Source organism: Microbacterium sp. NPDC078814 (assembly GCF_040702645.1).
Taxonomy (GTDB): domain Bacteria; phylum Actinomycetota; class Actinomycetes; order Actinomycetales; family Microbacteriaceae; genus Microbacterium.
On the sequence record NZ_JBFBLT010000002.1, the window covers coordinates 375977 to 391472 of the forward strand.

The window sequence follows — 15496 nt, forward strand, 5'->3', positions numbered from 1 at the left end:
ACCTTCCTGTGAGTCGCCGCCGGCGGCACCCAAGGAGGAATCATGCGTTTCATCCCGACCAAGGTCCATGGAGTTCTCGACTACGTCGTCGGAGTCGCTCTGATCGCCGCGCCCTGGCTCTTCGGCTTCGCCGGCATGGGCGGAGCCCCCGTCGTCATCCCGATCGTCCTCGGCGTCGGCCTCATCGTCTACAGCCTCTTCACGAAGTACGAGTGGGGTCCGTTCGGTCTGATCCCCATGCCCGTGCACCTCGTCTTCGACATCGTCGCGAGCCTCTTCCTCGCCCTGTCGCCGTGGCTGTTCGGCTTCGCGGGCGAGGCGCTGAACGTCTGGCTCCCGCACGTCGTCGTCGGTGCCGCCGTCATCGTCGTCGTGCTGTTCTCCCAGCCGCAGCCGCAGAGCGCCCGCGGACGCGCCGCGACTGCCTGACGCCGGACACGACGAGGGGCGACCGGATGCCGATCCGGTCGCCCCTCGTCGTCGCGAGGACTACTCCTCGTCGTCGGCCTCGGCCTGATGCTCCTGCTGCTGCTCGGTGTCGACCTGGGCGGGAGGCAGATCCTGCAGGAACTGGCGGTCGCTGTTCGGGTCGCCGCTCCCGTCGCCGGCGAGCGGATCCTGCGCGCTGACGTCGTCGGCGGGGATGTTCTCTCGTCCGTTCATGTCCGGTCCTCTCACGCGGGGCGCCGGGTGCGCCCGTTCATCGGCGAGTCTGCCTGCCGTCCGCGAAGGACGGGATCCCCTGGTGCGATCCGGCGCCTGGTGATAGGCGGCTCAGCCCCGGAGAGCGGCGCTGAGCCAGCGGGCGTACTGGTGCCAGGGGTCGCCGTCCTGCTGCAAACGGGCGATGTGAGCGCCGATCTCGGGCGTCAGGGTGAACCACTCGCCGCCTTCGCGCGCGGAGGCGAACTCGCGGTGACGCTGCTGTTCGCGCACCCGGTCGCCCCGTTCGAAGGCGAGGAGCTCGTCATGACGGATGCTCGCGAGTCTGCGCCGTGGCTGCCTGCTCGTGCCGATCTTCACCCTGCGGTCGTACCGGAGGTAGTACACGACGTCGATCCGCGGGAACGGCAGGTCGGGGTCGGGGGAGTCTCCGTAGCGCCAGCCGCAGAGCGCGCAGTGCCAGGCATCGTCCGTCCGCAGCCCGGTGAGACCGCCGCAGAGCGGGCAGGGTCCGGGGAGAAGGCGGGGTTTCGGCACCGGTGCAGCCTACGTCCGCCCTCGGACATCGGCCGTACCTGCCAGTACCCGGCGCTTCTGTCAACCACTGCCGTGGGACGTCGTCGCTTGCCAGACTCGGCCTATGGTCTTCATCGGATTCCACGCCTCCCATGAGCAGATCCCGCCCGGCGCCTTGCTCGACGCGGTCGTCAGCGCGGAGTGGGCCGGCTTCGACGGGGCGATGTGCTCCGATCACCTGGCCCCGTGGCTGCCCGAGCAGGGGGAGTCGGGATTCGCGTTCAGCTGGATCGCCGCGGCGCTGGCCCGCACCCGCTTCCCGATCGGCATGGTCAACGCGCCGGGACAGCGATACCACCCGGCGATCGTCGCTCAGGCCTTCGGGACGCTGGAGGAGATGTTCCCCGGACGGTTCTGGGCCGCGCTCGGCAGCGGGGAAGCCATGAACGAGCACGTGACCGGCGACGTCTGGCCCGCCAAGGACGTCCGGAACGCGCGGTTGCGCGAGAGCGTGGACGTGATCCGCCGGCTGCTGGCCGGAGAGGAGGTCGACCATGACGGTCTCGTGCGCGTGCACCGCGCGCGGATCTGGACCCGGCCGGCGCAGCCGCCACCCCTCTTCGCCACCGCCGTCAGCCCGGAGACCGCGGAGTGGGCGGCCGGGTGGGCGGACGGGCTCGCGACCGTCGCCCAGGAGCCGTCCGCGCTCCGGAGGGTGGTCGAGGCCTACCGCTCGGCCGGGGGACAGGGGCCGTGCATCCTGCAGACGCACGTGAGCTGGGGTGCCGACGATGCCGAGGCGTACGCGACCGCGAAGGAGCAGTGGCGGCAGGGAGTGGTCACCCCGCCGCTCGCGTGGAACATCGAGCAGCCGGAGGACCTCGACGCCGCGGTGGGCGAGGTCGACGAAGCGGGGCTGCGCAAGGCGGTCCTCGTCGATCATGACGCCCGTTCCCTCGCGGGACGACTGGCGGAGCTCGTCGGCATCGGCTTCGACCGGATCTACCTGCACCACGTGGGCCGCGAGCAGACCGGGTTCCTGAAGGCGGCCGCCTCCGAGATCCTGCCCGCCCTGAGGGAGCGCACATGAAGATCACCGACACGAGCGACCTCTGGTGGAAGACGGCCGTCGTCTACTGCCTCGACGTGGAGACCTTCCTGGACGCGGACGGCGACGGCGTCGGCGACCTCCGCGGCCTCGCGCAGCGGATCGACTACCTGTCGCAGCTCGGTGTGACGTGCCTGTGGCTCATGCCGTTCTATCCCTCGCCCGACCTCGACGACGGCTACGACGTCAGCGACTTCTACGGCGTGGACCCTCGTCTGGGCACCCACGGCGACCTCGTGGAGGTGATCCGCACCGCCCGCGACCGCGGCATCCGCGTGATCGTCGACCTCGTCGTCAACCACACCTCCGACCGTCACCCGTGGTTCCGCGCGGCGCTCCGCAGCGTCGACTCGCCCTATCGCGACTACTACGTGTGGCGGGACGATGCACCGCCGAAGGGCGAGAAGAACACGGTGTTCCCCGGGCAGGCCGACGGGATCTGGACGAAGGACGACAAGTCGGGGCAGTGGTACCAGCACAGCTTCTACGAGCACCAGCCCGACCTCAACATCGCCAACCCCGTGGTCCGAGATGAGATCGCGAAGGTGATCGGGTTCTGGCTGCAGCTCGGCATCTCGGGGTTCCGGGTCGATGCGGTGCCGTTCCTCCTCGAGGTCCCGAAGACGTCCGACCTCCCCGACCCGCACGAGCTGCTGCGCGACATGCGGCGCTTCCTGCAGCGGCGGTCCAGTGAGGCGATCCTGCTGGGCGAGGTCAACCTGCCGTACGAGGAGCAGCGGGCGTACTTCGGGGGTGCGCACGGCGATGAGCTGACCATGCAGTTCGACTTCGTGGCGATGCAGGCGCTCTATCTGTCGCTCGCCCGCCGCGATCCCGCGCCACTCGTTGAGGCGCTCACGGCCCGCCCGGTCCTCGGGCCCGAGGTGCAATGGGCGAACTTCCTCCGGAACCACGACGAGCTCACCCTCGACAAGCTGAGCGACGCCGAGCGCGAGGAGGTCTTCGAGGCCTTCGCTCCGGACGAGCGGCAGCGGGTGTTCGGGCGCGGGGTCACCCGGCGCCTCCCGCCGATGCTGGAAGGCGATCCCCGGAGGATCCGGATGGCCTACAGCCTGCTCTTCACCCTCCCCGGAACCCCGGTGCTGTTCTACGGCGAGGAGATCGGGATGGGCGAGAACATCGCCATCGAGGGGCGGCAGGCCGTGCGCACCCCGATGCAGTGGTCGGCGGATCGCAACGGCGGCTTCTCCGACGCGCGCCCCTCCCGGCTGGTCGCGCCGGTGCCGACGGACGGGTACGCGCCCACGCACGTGAACGCCGCCGCGCAGCTCGAGGACCGGGGATCGTTGCTGCACTTCATCCGCGACCTGACCGCGCGCTACCGGGTGTCGCCCGAGCTCGGGTGGGGGATGTTCCGCGTCATCGACCAGCCGCAGGACGCCCTGCTGGTGCACTCCCTGGAGGCGGATGTCGGGCGCACGATCGCCGTCCACAACTTCGCGGAACGGCCGGCGACGACGCGGTTCCGACTGGGGGAGGAGCCCGCGGGCACGACCCTGGTCGACCTCCTCGACGCGCGGCGCGTGCCCCTCGACGACGACGGCGGGGTGGAGCTGGAGCTTCCCGCGTACGGCTATCGGTGGCTGCGGGTCTCGCGACCGGGGGACGGCAGGGTCCTGTGACCGGTGGAAACACCGAAGGCCCCGGATGATCGGGGCCTTCGGAGGGATTCTGTGGGCGATACCGGACTCGAACCGATGACCTCTTCCGTGTGAAGGAAGCGCGCTACCAACTGCGCCAATCGCCCATACCCGCGGGGTACGTCAACCGATACTACCCGACCCGCGAGCGCCTCGATGACCAGTCGGGGAGACACGCGCGAGATTCGCCACGGGTTTGGCGGAGCGCGGATCATCGGCTAATGTTTCATAAGTGCCCGGGACAACCGGGAACGAAATGCGGATGTAGCGCAGTTGGTAGCGCACAACCTTGCCAAGGTTGGGGTCGCGAGTTCGAGTCTCGTCATCCGCTCGAGTGCAGTAGATCTTCTCGAAGATCGGCGGCACGTGGGGTCAATCCACACGGTGGCGTGGCCGAGCGGCTAGGCACCGGCCTGCAAAGCCGTTTACACGGGTTCGAATCCCGTCGCCACCTCACGGGAAAACTGAATAGCCCCAACGGGCGCGATTGGCGCAGCGGTAGCGCGCTTCCCTGACACGGAAGAGGTCACTGGTTCGATCCCAGTATCGCGCACCACGAAACCCCCGGTTCTGCCGGGGGTTTTTTTCTTGCCCGCGGGGCATCCCTCCCGCGCGCGGGGTCGCAGATCCGCGCGAGGTCGCAGCCTCACGGCGGAGCCCTGCGACCTCGGTGCGAATCTGCGTGTCGGTGCCGCAGGGATCGAGTTCGAAGATGTGTTCGAGTATCGGTATCCTGGAAGAGGCCGGAGGAAGGAGCCGGTGTGGGGAACTCGGGTCGCGCGCTCTCCGCGTACAACGACATGCGGTCGCAGCATCAGGCCATCGAGGCCGCTGCACGCCGCGGCCCCCTGCAGTCCCTGTCCGATCGCGAGCTCGCCTTGCGCGAATCCGCCATCACCGTCTATCCGCACGCGCTCCAGCGGCGGGTGCGGGCGTGGGTGCGGTTCGGCCCGGAGGCGATCCGCGTGGAGGCCAAGGTCGTCCGCTCCACTCCGCTCGCGGCGGGCATCGAGTTCCGTGCCGGCGAGCGCACCTACCGCTGCTGGGTCTGGGGGAACGCCGTCCAGCCGGTGGAGGGGTGACCCCGAGAGTGGACACTACTCGCACGATCTGTTCGTTTCCCGTCCGCACATCGGCGTCTTCGGGCCGCCGGGGGCGGTGCCGCTGACAGGGTGGACCGACATCACCACCGGCGATCGACGATCGCGCCTCCGTGGGACGAGATTTCGTGGCGATCATCTCCGGAGGGCGGACATGGGCAGATTCATCTACGAAGGAAGCACCAAGGTCGAGGTCGAGGATCGCGCACTGCGGCATCTGCAGCTCGTAATCACCGCGAAGCTGCGGCGGGGCGAGCCCTTCCCGTACTCCTGGAAGGAGGACGCCAGCATCGGGGGCGGACGGATCACCGTCTGGCTGCATGCCGGGAGCTCCCTGGTGTTCAAGTACGTCGGCAGCCGCCAGCCGGAGGTCAACCGGGCCTGGGTCGACGCGCTGGCGTACACGGCTAACTCGCCCGGCGGTCTGTATCTCGTACCGGAGCCGGCCGGTAGTGCGGTCACCGGGAATCTGGACGTGTCGTAGGGCCACCGGGCCGCGACAGTCGGGACGCCCCCTCCGCGAGGCGAGGAGGAGGCGTCCCGACGTGGTGCACCGAGCGTCAGACGCGCGCGGTGCCTGCGCCGTTCCGCGGGACGCGCGGCTCTCGACTGACGAAGATGCCCAGCAGCACCATGCCGATCGCGAGACCGAGGTGGAGCCAGTTGTCGGCGTTGTTCACCGGCAGGAAGTTCAGCTGCTCGTTGCCGACCGCGATGAGGCCGTACAGCCAGACGACGAGGTACGCGAGCCCGCCGATGATGAGGTAGAGGCGGGAGGCGCGCGGCGAGGCGGCGAGCGCGATGCCCGCGACGGCGAACAGCAGGTGCACGACGTTGTGCAGGACCGAGACCTGGAAGAGGCCGAGGAGCAGGGCCTCCGACGCTGCTCCGGCCCCGTGCAGGTGTTCGGCCGAGTGGGTCAGGCCCGGGATGAAGCCGGCGATACCGACGATGAGGAAGACGATGCCGACGATCAGCGCCGTCTTCTGGATCGGTGTCTCGGCGTAGCGGGTAGTGCGGGTGGTGTCGCTCATGATCCCCTCCAAGGTGGGTGCGGTTGCCCGAAGGTAGAACCCCTGGGTGCGGGCTGAGAGGGCATTGACGCGGCGGAAGCGGCGCGGTAGCTTCCCACGCGTACGCGAGCGCTCCGGCGATGATGCGCTCGATGCCCGGATTGTCAATCCCCCTCGGCGTCGTCACGGCCGCTTCTTACGCTCGGGCCATGACCGATGCTGCTCTCGACCGCACCTGCGGGCCCGTCTCTGCTCCCGAACGCGACGCCGCGACCGGGTTGCGACGCATCGACCATCTGCCGCAGCTGGCCGCCGTCGTCCGCGCATGCCCCGGCCTGCACGTCCGCTACTCGGAGGGGCCGGATGCGGATGCACGCCGTTCCAGCGTCGACACCGAGAGCGGACTCGAGCTTCCCGGCCTCTCCGTCAATCCCCTGGATGCCGAGCGCTGGTGGACGCGTCCGCTGGAGGACTGGCTCGCGCGCCAGCTCTGTCAGTACCGACACCTCGCCGAGAAGGATCCGCAGCGCATCGCCTGGGTCCTGCGAGGCGAGCACTGCGGCCGGGGGCCCGACTGCGAGCCGCTGCTGCGGGAGGTGGAACCCATCGCCGTGATCGGCGCACACGTGCTGCTCGAGGCCAGGGAGCGGTACGAGCGCAACTTCGATGCCGGGCGCGGACCCGCCGACGACGAGGAGGACCGGGGATGAGCAGAGGGCGGCAGTGGACGGAGGTCGTTCCGGGCTTCTTCAGCATCAGCGTGGCGGACGTCAACTGCTACCTCGTGCAGACCGCGGACGGGCTGACGCTGTTCGATGCGGGACTGCCGCGCAGCAGGGGCGTGCTGCGCGACCTGCTCGGTCACCTCGCGGCGAAAGAGACAGACATCGATGCGGTCGTCCTGACGCACGGGCACTTCGACCACGTCGGTGTCGCGTGCGGGCTGCACGAGGAGGGGGTCTCCGTGTTCGTCCACCCTCGCGACGCACACCTGGCTCGTCATCCGTACAGCTACCGTCCGGCCTCACCACGCGTCCCCTACGTGCTCACCCATCCGCGGGGGATCCCGACCATCACCCGGATGGCACTCGCCGGAGCGCTGAACGTCCGGGGCGTCGAGGCGCAGCCGCGCGTGCGGCACGAGCATCCGATCGATACCCCAGGCACCCCGATCGCGCTGTGGACTCCCGGGCACACGGAAGGGCACTGCGCATACCTGTTCGAGGAGTCCGGGGTGCTCATCGCCGGTGACGCTCGACCCGTACACCGGCGAGACCGTGCCCCAGATCGTCGCCAGGGCGGCCACGGCCGACACCACGGAGGCGATGGAGTCGCTGGACACCCTGGCACGGACGAGCGCGCGAGTCGTCCTGACGGGCCACGGAGAACCCGCGCTGGACGGCGTGGGGCCCGCGGTCGCCGCCGCCCGGCGACGCGGACCCCACTGACCCCGCACCTCAGTCGAGCAGCGTCTCCCCGATGTAGCCGCCCTCCGCGCACCCCGGGGGCATCGCGAACACGGCGGATCCGATCGGGACCGTCCACTCGTTGAGCAGGTCGAGCTCGTCGAGCCGTTGCTGCATGGGGACGAACTGCCGCGCGACGTCGGCCTGGAACGCGGCGAAGAGCAGCCCGGATTCGGAGACGCCGTCTCCGGCCGGGCGCTCGTCGTAGTTGTACGCCCGGCGGAAGATGCGCTCCGTCCCGTCCCCGCGAGCGCGCCGGATGTGCGCGAACGCCGGGATGACCGGGAACCCGATGGCCGTCGTCGCGTCGAAGTCCGGCTCGTCGAACTCCGACGTCCCCGTGAGCGGCGCACCGTCGCGGAGCGTCCGCCCCACCGAGGCCTCGCGGCCTCCGCGATCCAGGCGGTCCCAGGTGTCGAGGTCCATGCGGATGCGGCGCAGGACCATGCCCGTGCCGCCGGCCAGCCAGCCGTCCCCACTCCAGACCACCCGGTCGAAGTCGTCGGTCCCCGGCTGCGGATTGCTCGTGCCGTCGACCTGGCCGAAGAGATTGCGCATGGTCGTGCCCGGGCGCTCGGTGCCGTGGGCCCGGCGGAAGCCCTGCTGGATCCATCGCACGGTCGCGAAGCCGCGCGCGTCCTTCAGGAGCATGCGCTGCGCGTGCGCGACGGTCAGAGGGTCGTCGGCGGCGAGCTGGAGGAGCAGGTCCCCATCCGAGAACTCCGGCTGCAGGCGGTCCACGCGGAAGGCGGGCAGCGGAGCGAGCCAGGACGGACTGCTGCCGCCGGCCCGTGCCACGAGAGTCGGGCCGAAGCCGAACGTGACGGTCAACCGGGCCGGGGCGAGTGCGAGCTCCGGCTCCGAGTCCGCGAGCGCCGATCGTCCCTGGGTGAGCCGCGCCGCGTCGTCCGTGAGGATACGCAGGAGCCGGCGGAGTCCGTCGCGGTCGACCTCCGGCCGGAGGTCGAGCGCCACGAACGAGCCGTGCGCCTGGGCAGGGGTGTCGATCCCGGCCTGATGGACACCGTGGAACGGGACGGTGAGGGAGCCGTTGAGCGGAGCGGGGGCCGCGGGAGCCTCCGTGTCCGCTCGCGTGAGGGCGAGGTCGGCCCCGACCGCGACGGCGGCGCCGACACCGGCGACAGCCCCTCCGAGGAGGAACTGCCGCCGGGTCGAGCCGGTGCGGCCGGTGCGCGCGCCCGAGACGCGCGCGGACATCAGTGGTCCATGCCCTCGTGGTCGTCGGCGCCGTCGTAGTTCTCGTTCGCGCCGGAGTAGTCCTTCACCGGCGCGGCGAACTCGAACGTGGAGTCGTCCGACAGGGTGACGGTGAAAGCGACCTCGTCACCGGCTTCCAGAGGCTCGGAGAGGTCCATCATCATGATGTGATTCCCCCCGGGCTTGAGGGCGAGGCTGCCGCCGGCGGGGACGACGAAGCCCCCGGCGATCTCCCGCATGACCATCTCCCCGGCCTCGTTCTCCACGGTCTCGTGCAGCTCGATCATCGGCGAGGCGGCGGAGGCGACCGATGTCACCGTCACGTCCTCCTCGCCCTCGTTGACGAGCACGCCGAAAGCCGCGGACATGCCGTCGTCGGCGGCCTTGACCCAGGCGTCGTCGATCCGGAGATCGTCACCGGCGGGGGCGCTGGTCGGTGTCTCGGCTGTGGGCGCGGTGCACCCGGTGAGCGCGACGAGCGAGAGGACGATCGCCGCGCCGAGGCGGGGGAGGGAGGTGCGAGTGTTCATGATGATGCCTTTCAGGAGTTCTCTGCCGTGTCTTCGCCGGATTCCGGCGCCACAGCGGCCGCGCGACGGCGGCGGAGGATGAGGAGGACGGCGAAGGCGGCGACGGCGAGTGCCGCTCCCGCCCCGCCGACGAGCAGGACCCGGACCGGGCCGCCCGTCTCGTCTGCGTTCTGACCCGATGCGGTCGACGACCCGCCCGTGGCGGACGCGGTCGGCTCCGGGTTCCCTGTCGACTCCAGCGGAACGGCGTCTCCGACGGCGAAGGGGATGACCCCCGCGATCGGGTGCCCGTCCTCGGAGACGACCTGCCAGCGCACCTGGTACCCGCCGTCGGGCATGTCGGGCAGGAGGGCGGCGGTGACGTTCCGTCCGCGCACCTCCACCTCGCCCGTGGCCCAGTCCTCGCCCTCCGCGTCGACGACGAGGACGACGGCCCCGGCGGTCGACTCGTCGAGGACGAGGAGCTCGCCCGAGAACGTCATCGTGACGCTGACGGGCGCGGTGTCGAGCCGTTCCCCGCCGGCGGGGCTGCTCTCGATGAGTTGGTCATGGGCGGTCGCCGGCGCCGCCGTCGCGAGGATCGCGACAGCCGCCAGCACCGCCCCGGCCGCGAATCTGCGGACAGGGGACATGGAAGAGCCTCTCTTCAGACGTCGCCGAGCGACGCGGGTACCTGCGTTCGGACGCGCGCGTCACCGGGGACGGCGCGAGGACGCACCGCACGGCGGGAGGCCGCGGGCGCGGATCAGAGCGCGGGGAGAGAGGGCGGGGCGCGCCCGAGAAGCGGAGTGAGGAGGCGAAGACCGCGGCCCGCCGGCACGAGGAAGAGCCCGGCGAGGCGGAACGGAGAAGCAGCGGCGCGCGGGGCGAGCGTCGCGTCCGCACGCCGACGCACCCAGCGGACCAGTCGGACGGCGAGAGCGCGCAGGGTGAGGAGCAGCCGCTCCCCGCGGTGGAGCGCCGTCACGGTGAGGAGGGCGGCGAGGGTGTGCCCGAGCCACATCGAGGCGTCGGCGGTCGCGACGACGGCCGTGCCCTCGGCCGCGGGGAGCATGAGCGGAGCGCCGTGCACGTGACGGACAGCCACGCCGGACGCGCTGACCGTGCCGAGCACGAAGAGCACGTGGAAGAGGAACTGGCTCACGGCCACCGAGAGGGTGAGCCGGGTGAGGGAGAGCGTCCGCCCGGCGAGGAGCACGCTCACCATGAAGGCGAACAGCCAGGGCACCAGGATGCCCAGAGGGCCCGGCATCTCTCCGCCGCCGCTCACGTGACCGGCGAGAGCCACGAAGATCGCGAGCGACGAGGTCGCGAAGCCCCGCACGACGGCGGGCTTGCGGGACGGGCTCACGGGCACCAGTCTGCCATGCGGCGGCGGTCGCCGCGGGCATGAGCCGGGCGTGAGCCGGGCGTCAGCTCCGCGGTGCTCCGGAGCGCTTCACGACGTCGTAGGCCGCGAGCGCTGCCTTGCGGGTCTCGCCGAGGTCGACGATCGGCTCGGTGGGGGCGTCTGCGGCCCAGCGCCCCACGTACTGCCCCTCGCCGTCGAACTTCTTGGCCTGCAACTCCGGGTTGAACACGCGGAAGTACGGGGCGGCGTCGGCGCCGGAACCCGCGACCCACTGCCAGTTGAACGGGTTGCTCGCGTCGTCGGCGTCCACCAGCGTGTCCCAGAACCACTCCTCGCCGAGCCGCCAGTCGATGAGGAGGTTCTTGACGAGGAACGATGCGGCGACCATCCGCACCCGGTTGTGCATGTGCCCGGTGTGCCAGAGCTCGCGCATGCCCGCGTCGACGAGGGGGACTCCGGTCTCGCCGTGCTGCCACAGCTCCAGGCGTGCGGGGTCCAGGGGAGGCCAGGGGAACGCGTCGAACTCGCGCCGCAGGTTCTTCGTCGCGAGATCCGGGAAGTGGAACAGCGTGTGCCAGGCGAACTCGCGCCAGCCGATCTCCGAGAGGAATCCGCCGGCCCCGTCGACGTCGATCGCCTCGTGCCACACGGTGAAGGGGCTGAGCTCGCCCCAGCGCAGTCGCGGAGACAGCCGGGAGGTGGCACCGGCGGCCGGGGCGTCGCGAGCGCGATCGTACGTGCGGAGGTCCTCGCCGAGAAAGTGCCGCAGCCGGCGGCGTGCGGCGGGCTCGCCGGGCTCCCACGTCTCGCGGAGTCCGCCCGCCCAGTCCGGGGCGGTCGGCAGCAGGCCCCAGTCGTCGAGCGGATCGGAGCGGAGCCGCCGGCCGGCGCCGCGAAGCTCGCGGGGCTCGGGGAGCGGAGCGCGCGGGGCCGGAAGGGCCAGACAGGCCCGCCAGAACGGCGTGAAGACGGAATAGTGCGTGCCGCTCCCGGTGGTGACCGTCCACGGCTCGTGCAGGAGCGACCCCGCGAAAGACGCGACCTGGAGGCCGTCGTCGCGCAGCGTCGCCTTCAGCCCCGCGTCGATCTCGCGCCCGGCCGCCCCGTAGCGGCGGTTCCAGAAGACCGCTCCGGCGCCCGACTCGGCGACCAGCTCCCGCACGATCCGGTCGGCGGGCCCGTGCCGCAGCACCAGCGTCGCCCCCTTCTCCTGCAGCCGCTCGGCGAGCGAGGCCAGCGAATGGTGCAGCCACCAGCGCGCCGCGCCGCCCAGCGGACGGATGCCGGGGGACTCCTCGTCGAGGACGAAGAGCGCGATGATCGGTTCGTCGCGCTCGACGGCGGCACGCAGCGCGGGGTTGTCGGCCAGGCGGAGATCGTCGCGGAACCAGACGATCGAGGGCGACGTCATCGGGTCGCCCACAGCGCCCAGGCGACCAGCAGCGGCTGCAGGAACAGGCGGCCGAACCGCCGCCGGTCCGTGTCGAGCCCCGGCGTCGATCGCCCGGTGCGCCACTGATGCCAGTTGCCGGGGAAGACCGCGGCGAAGAAACCGGCCGTCGCCACTCCCATCCGACGGCGCTCGCGGGGCAGCGCCACCAGCCCCGCCGCGAGCGCGACCTCGGCCGCACCGGACGCCAGGACGATCGCGTCCTTGTCCATCCGGGTGAGGCGGGTCGCCCAGTCGGGCACGACGACCCGGAACCCGCGTGTCTGCGTGAAGTGCAGCACGCCCATCGCGCCGAGGGCGAGAGCGAGGAGCCAGCGGGCGATCGTCCGTGTCATGCGCCCACGCTACCGTCCCCGTCGGACGCCGTGCCTGCCACACTGAGGCGATGACCGTGCTGCGCATCACCGTCCTCTTCCTCCTCGCCGCCATCGCCGAGATCGGCGGCGCCTGGCTCATCTGGCAGGCGGTGAAGGAGGAGAGGGGCTGGTTGTTCGCGGTCCTCGGGGTCATGGCGCTCGGCGCCTACGGATTCATCGCGGCTCTCCAGCCGGATGCGAACTTCGGCCGCGTCCTGGCCGCGTACGGCGGGATCTTCATCGCCGGCTCCCTCGCCTGGGGCGTCATCGTCGACGGATTCCGCCCCACCTCGTGGGACGTGATCGGCTCCGTGGTGGCGCTGGCCGGGGCGGCGATCATCATCTTCGCGCCAGCGGCGACGGATTCGCTGTCGGAGACCGCTGCGTGACGGTCGGCGACCCGCGAGCGGACGAGTAGCCTAGATCCAGACCCAGATGGAGTGATCAGTGCCTGAAAACGCCCAGCCGACCGACGGCTTCGCCCTGTTCTCTGACCGAAACGTCGTCGCCATGCGCGTCGGCGGCGTCCTCAAGGACCTCGCCGCGACGGTCACCGAGACCGACGACGTCGAGCCCGTCACGATCGACAGCCCCGACGGCCTGAACATCCTGCGTCACTCGACCGCGCACGTGCTCGCCCAGGCGGTGCAGCGGATCAACCCGCAGGCGAACCTCGGCATCGGTCCGCCCATCACGGACGGCTTCTACTACGACTTCGGCGTCGACACCCCGTTCACGCCGGAGGACATCAAGGCGATCTCCAAGGAGATGCAGCGCATCGTCCGCGAGGGCCAGCGCTTCGTCCGTCGTGTCGTGACGGACGAGGAGGCTCGTGCGGAGCTCGCGGACGAGCCGTTCAAGCTCGAGCTCATCGGACTCAAGGGTCCTTCGACAGGCTCAGGGACCCAGGGTGCTGCCGAGATCGCCGAGGGGGCCTCCGTCGAGGTGGGCGAGGGCGAGCTCACGATCTACGACAACACCACCCGTGACGGCGAGGTCGTCTGGAAGGACCTCTGCCGCGGTCCGCACCTGCCCAACACGCGCATGATCGGCAACGGTTGGGACCTCACCCGCATCGCCGCCGCGTACTGGCGGGGGAGCGAGAAGAACCCGCAGCTCCAGCGCATCTACGGCACCGCATGGCCGACGAAGGACGAGCTGCGCGCCTACCAGGAGCGCATCGCCGAGGCCGAGCGTCGCGACCACCGCAAGCTCGGCGCCGAGATGGACCTCTTCTCCTTCCCGGACGAGATCGGCTCGGGGCTGGCGGTCTTCCATCCCAAGGGCGGCATCATCCGCTACGAGATCGAGGAGAACCTGCGCAAGCACCTGCTGCGCAACGGCTACGACCTCGTCAACAGCCCGCACATCACGAAGAAGGATCTCTTCATGACGTCGGGGCACCTGCAGACCTACGCGGACGGCATGTTCCCCCCGATGCACCTCGACGAGGTCGTCGACGACGAGGGCAACGTCACCCGCCAGGGCCAGGACTACTACCTCAAGCCGATGAACTGCCCGTTCCACAACCTCATCTTCCGTTCGCGCGGGCGCTCCTACCGGGAGCTGCCGCTGCGTCTGGCCGAGTTCGGCACGGTCTACCGCTATGAGAAGAGCGGAACGCTGTCAGGGCTGACCCGCGTGCGCGGTCTGACCCAGGACGACGCGCACATCTACGTCGCCCAGGACCAGGTCAAGGAGGAGCTCACCACCAACCTGAACCTCGTCCTCGACCTGCTCCGCGACTACGGCCTCAACGACTTCTACCTCGAGCTCTCGACGAACGAGGAGGGCAACCCGAAGTTCCTCGGCGAGCCCGAGCAGTGGTCGACGGCGATCGACACGCTGCGCGAGGTCGCGATCGAGTCCGGTCTCGAGCTCGTGGCCGACCCGGGCGGCGCCGCCTTCTACGGCCCGAAGATCTCGGTGCAGGCCCGCGACGCCATCGGCCGCACGTGGCAGATGTCGACGATCCAGCTCGACTTCAACCAGCCCGACCGCTTCGAGCTGGAGTACACCGGTCCCGACGGGCAGAAGCACCGGCCTGTGATGATCCACCGGGCGCTCCTCGGCTCCGTCGAGCGCTTCTTCGCGATCCTCCTCGAGCACTACGCCGGTGACTTCCCGCTCTGGCTCGCGCCGAGCCAGGTGGTGGGTGTGCCGGTGGCCGAGCAGTACGGCGATTACCTGGACGACGTCATCGCGCAGCTGCGCGCGGCGGGCGTGCGGGCCGACGTCGACCACTCCGACGACCGCATGCAGAAGAAGATCCGCACCCACACCACGGCGAAGGTCCCGGTCATCCTCATCGTGGGGGAGCAGGACCGCGCCGCCGGCACGGTGTCGTTCCGCTTCCGCGACGGCACGCAGGAGAACGGCGTGCCGGTGGCCGACGCGGTGCGCCGGATCAGCGCCGCCATCGCCTCGCACGCGCTGGTGTTGAAGGCGGGTGACCTCGCATGACGGGCGGTGAGGCGGACCTTGAGGACGCCTCCCGTCTCGTCGGGGTGCCCGACGAGTTCCAGCGGCTGTGGACCCCGCATCGGATGGCGTACATCCAGGCCGGGCCGGAACCACTGCGCGAGGAATGCCCGTTCTGCGAGGCGCCGATGTACCCGGATGCCGAGCGGCTCATCGTGGCGCGTGGGGAGACCGCCTACGTGCTGCTGAACCTGTTCCCGTACAACTCGGGGCACCTGCTCGTGTGCCCGTACCGGCACATCGCCACCTACGACCAGGCGACGCCCGAGGAGGTCGCGGAGATCGGTGCGCTCACGCAGACCGCGATGCGCGTGCTCCGCGAGGTCTCGGGCTGCGACGGCTTCAACCTCGGGATGAACCAGGGAGCGGTGGCCGGAGCGGGCGTGGACGCGCATCTGCATCAGCACGTGGTGCCGCGGTGGCGCTCGGACGCGAACTTCTTCCCGATCATCGCCAAGACAAAGGCGCTCCCGCAGCTCCTCGGTGAGGTGCGGGAGGCCGTCGCGGAGGCCTGGCCCGCCGCCGATCGCTGAGCCGCCTCTGGGTCGCTGAGCCGCCTCTGGGTCGCTGAGCCGCCTCTGGG

19 protein-coding genes and 4 tRNA genes are annotated in these 15496 nt (G+C 70.6%); 13 read left to right on the forward strand and 10 right to left on the reverse strand.

Going from position 1 to position 15496, the window contains the following annotated elements; all coding sequences use genetic code 11:
* Positions 1-42 precede the first annotated feature (42 nt).
* A complete protein-coding gene (locus AB0300_RS05055) occupies positions 43-429 on the forward strand; it encodes an SPW repeat protein (protein WP_366215573.1) in 387 nt (128 codons plus the stop codon).
* 60 nt (positions 430-489) lie between these two features.
* Here the strand turns inward: AB0300_RS05055 and AB0300_RS05060 are convergent, their stop codons facing one another.
* Positions 490-663: a hypothetical protein gene (locus AB0300_RS05060; RefSeq protein ID WP_153244978.1), complete on the reverse strand. Its 174-nt coding sequence runs from the start codon at positions 661-663 to the stop codon at positions 490-492.
* A 111-nt stretch (positions 664-774) separates the two neighbouring features.
* Positions 775-1200: a GIY-YIG nuclease family protein gene (locus tag AB0300_RS05065; protein WP_062634439.1), complete on the reverse strand. Its 426-nt coding sequence runs from the start codon at positions 1198-1200 to the stop codon at positions 775-777.
* Positions 1201-1303: 103 nt separating this feature from the next.
* Between AB0300_RS05065 and AB0300_RS05070 the strand changes: the two genes are divergently transcribed.
* The gene (locus AB0300_RS05070; protein ID WP_366215574.1) at positions 1304-2269 is read left to right on the forward strand and encodes a TIGR03885 family FMN-dependent LLM class oxidoreductase; all 966 of its coding nucleotides are present in this window, start codon (positions 1304-1306) and stop codon (positions 2267-2269) included.
* Positions 2266-3930 (forward strand): alpha-amylase family protein, encoded by a 1665-nt coding sequence (locus tag AB0300_RS05075; RefSeq protein WP_126893136.1) that lies wholly within the window; start codon positions 2266-2268, stop codon positions 3928-3930. The genes AB0300_RS05070 and AB0300_RS05075 overlap by 4 nt, the downstream gene beginning before the upstream one ends.
* Before the next feature lie 52 nt (positions 3931-3982).
* Here AB0300_RS05075 and AB0300_RS05080 read toward each other — a convergent pair.
* Positions 3983-4055 (reverse strand) — tRNA-Val (locus AB0300_RS05080).
* Between the two features lie 151 nt (positions 4056-4206).
* Here AB0300_RS05080 and AB0300_RS05085 point away from each other — a divergent pair.
* The 5 genes from AB0300_RS05085 (at position 4207) to AB0300_RS05105 (ending at position 5532) form a co-directional block, all read left to right on the forward strand.
* Positions 4207-4279: transfer RNA gene (locus AB0300_RS05085), tRNA-Gly, on the forward strand.
* Positions 4280-4331: 52 nt separating this feature from the next.
* Positions 4332-4402, forward strand: a tRNA-Cys gene (locus AB0300_RS05090).
* A gap of 27 nt (positions 4403-4429) precedes the next feature.
* A tRNA-Val gene (locus AB0300_RS05095) sits at positions 4430-4504 on the forward strand.
* Between the two features lie 205 nt (positions 4505-4709).
* Entirely contained in the window at positions 4710-5030 is a 321-nt protein-coding gene (locus AB0300_RS05100; protein WP_312672418.1) for a hypothetical protein, read from the forward strand.
* Between the two features lie 172 nt (positions 5031-5202).
* Complete coding sequence (locus AB0300_RS05105) at positions 5203-5532, forward strand: ATP-dependent DNA ligase (RefSeq protein WP_338567294.1); 330 nt, start codon at positions 5203-5205, stop codon at positions 5530-5532.
* A 76-nt stretch (positions 5533-5608) separates the two neighbouring features.
* On the opposite strand, the gene AB0300_RS05110 is transcribed toward AB0300_RS05105, so the two are convergent.
* Positions 5609-6082: a DUF4383 domain-containing protein gene (locus tag AB0300_RS05110; protein WP_102209276.1), complete on the reverse strand. Its 474-nt coding sequence runs from the start codon at positions 6080-6082 to the stop codon at positions 5609-5611.
* Positions 6083-6270: 188 nt separating this feature from the next.
* Here AB0300_RS05110 and AB0300_RS05115 point away from each other — a divergent pair, with 188 nt between their 5' ends.
* Complete coding sequence (locus AB0300_RS05115; RefSeq protein WP_366215575.1) at positions 6271-6771, forward strand: DUF6098 family protein; 501 nt, start codon at positions 6271-6273, stop codon at positions 6769-6771.
* On the forward strand, positions 6768-7613 hold the full coding sequence (locus tag AB0300_RS05120) for an MBL fold metallo-hydrolase (RefSeq protein ID WP_366215576.1): 846 nt from the start codon (positions 6768-6770) through the stop codon (positions 7611-7613). Before AB0300_RS05115 ends, AB0300_RS05120 begins: the two co-directional genes overlap by 4 nt.
* Here AB0300_RS05120 and AB0300_RS05125 read toward each other — a convergent pair.
* The 6 genes from AB0300_RS05125 to AB0300_RS05150 all read right to left on the reverse strand — a co-directional run bounded on the left by AB0300_RS05125 (position 7519) and on the right by AB0300_RS05150 (position 12411).
* Positions 7519-8745, reverse strand: coding sequence for a Dyp-type peroxidase (locus AB0300_RS05125; RefSeq protein ID WP_126893140.1), 1227 nt, complete (start codon positions 8743-8745; stop codon positions 7519-7521). The genes AB0300_RS05120 and AB0300_RS05125 overlap by 95 nt on opposite strands.
* The gene (locus AB0300_RS05130; protein WP_366215577.1) at positions 8745-9275 is read right to left on the reverse strand and encodes a copper chaperone PCu(A)C; all 531 of its coding nucleotides are present in this window, start codon (positions 9273-9275) and stop codon (positions 8745-8747) included. The genes AB0300_RS05125 and AB0300_RS05130 overlap by 1 nt, the downstream gene beginning before the upstream one ends.
* A gap of 11 nt (positions 9276-9286) precedes the next feature.
* Complete coding sequence (locus tag AB0300_RS05135; protein WP_253247455.1) at positions 9287-9907, reverse strand: copper resistance CopC family protein; 621 nt, start codon at positions 9905-9907, stop codon at positions 9287-9289.
* Between the two features lie 113 nt (positions 9908-10020).
* The gene (locus AB0300_RS05140; RefSeq protein ID WP_366215578.1) at positions 10021-10626 is read right to left on the reverse strand and encodes a hypothetical protein; all 606 of its coding nucleotides are present in this window, start codon (positions 10624-10626) and stop codon (positions 10021-10023) included.
* A gap of 61 nt (positions 10627-10687) precedes the next feature.
* Complete coding sequence (locus AB0300_RS05145; RefSeq protein WP_085607949.1) at positions 10688-12037, reverse strand: deoxyribodipyrimidine photo-lyase; 1350 nt, start codon at positions 12035-12037, stop codon at positions 10688-10690.
* A complete protein-coding gene (locus AB0300_RS05150) occupies positions 12034-12411 on the reverse strand; it encodes a membrane protein (protein ID WP_025103536.1) in 378 nt (125 codons plus the stop codon). Before AB0300_RS05150 ends, AB0300_RS05145 begins: the two co-directional genes overlap by 4 nt.
* Positions 12412-12461: 50 nt before the next feature.
* On the opposite strand from AB0300_RS05150, the gene AB0300_RS05155 reads away from it, so the two are divergent.
* From AB0300_RS05155 to AB0300_RS05165, 3 genes are all read left to right on the forward strand, one after another.
* Positions 12462-12821: a YnfA family protein gene (locus tag AB0300_RS05155; protein ID WP_085607589.1), complete on the forward strand. Its 360-nt coding sequence runs from the start codon at positions 12462-12464 to the stop codon at positions 12819-12821.
* A 121-nt stretch (positions 12822-12942) separates the two neighbouring features.
* The gene (gene thrS, locus AB0300_RS05160; RefSeq protein WP_253247471.1) at positions 12943-14895 is read left to right on the forward strand and encodes a threonine--tRNA ligase; all 1953 of its coding nucleotides are present in this window, start codon (positions 12943-12945) and stop codon (positions 14893-14895) included.
* Positions 14892-15446, forward strand: a complete 555-nt coding sequence (locus AB0300_RS05165; protein WP_366215579.1) for an HIT domain-containing protein — start codon at positions 14892-14894, stop codon at positions 15444-15446. Before thrS ends, AB0300_RS05165 begins: the two co-directional genes overlap by 4 nt.
* The last annotated feature ends 50 nt before the right edge of the window (positions 15447-15496 follow it).

What these genes read in the sequence shown, in the direction of transcription:
- AB0300_RS05155 (WP_085607589.1), top strand. Translation starts at nt 12,462, where the DNA reads ATGACCGTGCTGCGCATCACCGTCCTCTTCCTCCTCGCCGCCATCGCC.
- AB0300_RS05165 (WP_366215579.1), top strand. Translation starts at nt 14,892, where the DNA reads ATGACGGGCGGTGAGGCGGACCTTGAGGACGCCTCCCGTCTCGTCGGG.
- AB0300_RS05110 (WP_102209276.1), bottom strand. Translation starts at nt 6,082, where the DNA reads ATGAGCGACACCACCCGCACTACCCGCTACGCCGAGACACCGATCCAG.
- AB0300_RS05145 (WP_085607949.1), bottom strand. Translation starts at nt 12,037, where the DNA reads ATGACGTCGCCCTCGATCGTCTGGTTCCGCGACGATCTCCGCCTGGCC.
- AB0300_RS05055 (WP_366215573.1), top strand. Translation starts at nt 43, where the DNA reads ATGCGTTTCATCCCGACCAAGGTCCATGGAGTTCTCGACTACGTCGTC.
- thrS (WP_253247471.1), top strand. Translation starts at nt 12,943, where the DNA reads ATGCGCGTCGGCGGCGTCCTCAAGGACCTCGCCGCGACGGTCACCGAG.
- AB0300_RS05075 (WP_126893136.1), top strand. Translation starts at nt 2,266, where the DNA reads ATGAAGATCACCGACACGAGCGACCTCTGGTGGAAGACGGCCGTCGTC.
- AB0300_RS05125 (WP_126893140.1), bottom strand. Translation starts at nt 8,745, where the DNA reads ATGTCCGCGCGCGTCTCGGGCGCGCGCACCGGCCGCACCGGCTCGACC.
- AB0300_RS05115 (WP_366215575.1), top strand. Translation starts at nt 6,271, where the DNA reads ATGACCGATGCTGCTCTCGACCGCACCTGCGGGCCCGTCTCTGCTCCC.
- AB0300_RS05120 (WP_366215576.1), top strand. Translation starts at nt 6,768, where the DNA reads ATGAGCAGAGGGCGGCAGTGGACGGAGGTCGTTCCGGGCTTCTTCAGC.
- AB0300_RS05150 (WP_025103536.1), bottom strand. Translation starts at nt 12,411, where the DNA reads ATGACACGGACGATCGCCCGCTGGCTCCTCGCTCTCGCCCTCGGCGCG.
- AB0300_RS05070 (WP_366215574.1), top strand. Translation starts at nt 1,304, where the DNA reads ATGGTCTTCATCGGATTCCACGCCTCCCATGAGCAGATCCCGCCCGGC.
- AB0300_RS05105 (WP_338567294.1), top strand. Translation starts at nt 5,203, where the DNA reads ATGGGCAGATTCATCTACGAAGGAAGCACCAAGGTCGAGGTCGAGGAT.
- AB0300_RS05060 (WP_153244978.1), bottom strand. Translation starts at nt 663, where the DNA reads ATGAACGGACGAGAGAACATCCCCGCCGACGACGTCAGCGCGCAGGAT.
- AB0300_RS05135 (WP_253247455.1), bottom strand. Translation starts at nt 9,907, where the DNA reads ATGTCCCCTGTCCGCAGATTCGCGGCCGGGGCGGTGCTGGCGGCTGTC.
- AB0300_RS05130 (WP_366215577.1), bottom strand. Translation starts at nt 9,275, where the DNA reads ATGAACACTCGCACCTCCCTCCCCCGCCTCGGCGCGGCGATCGTCCTC.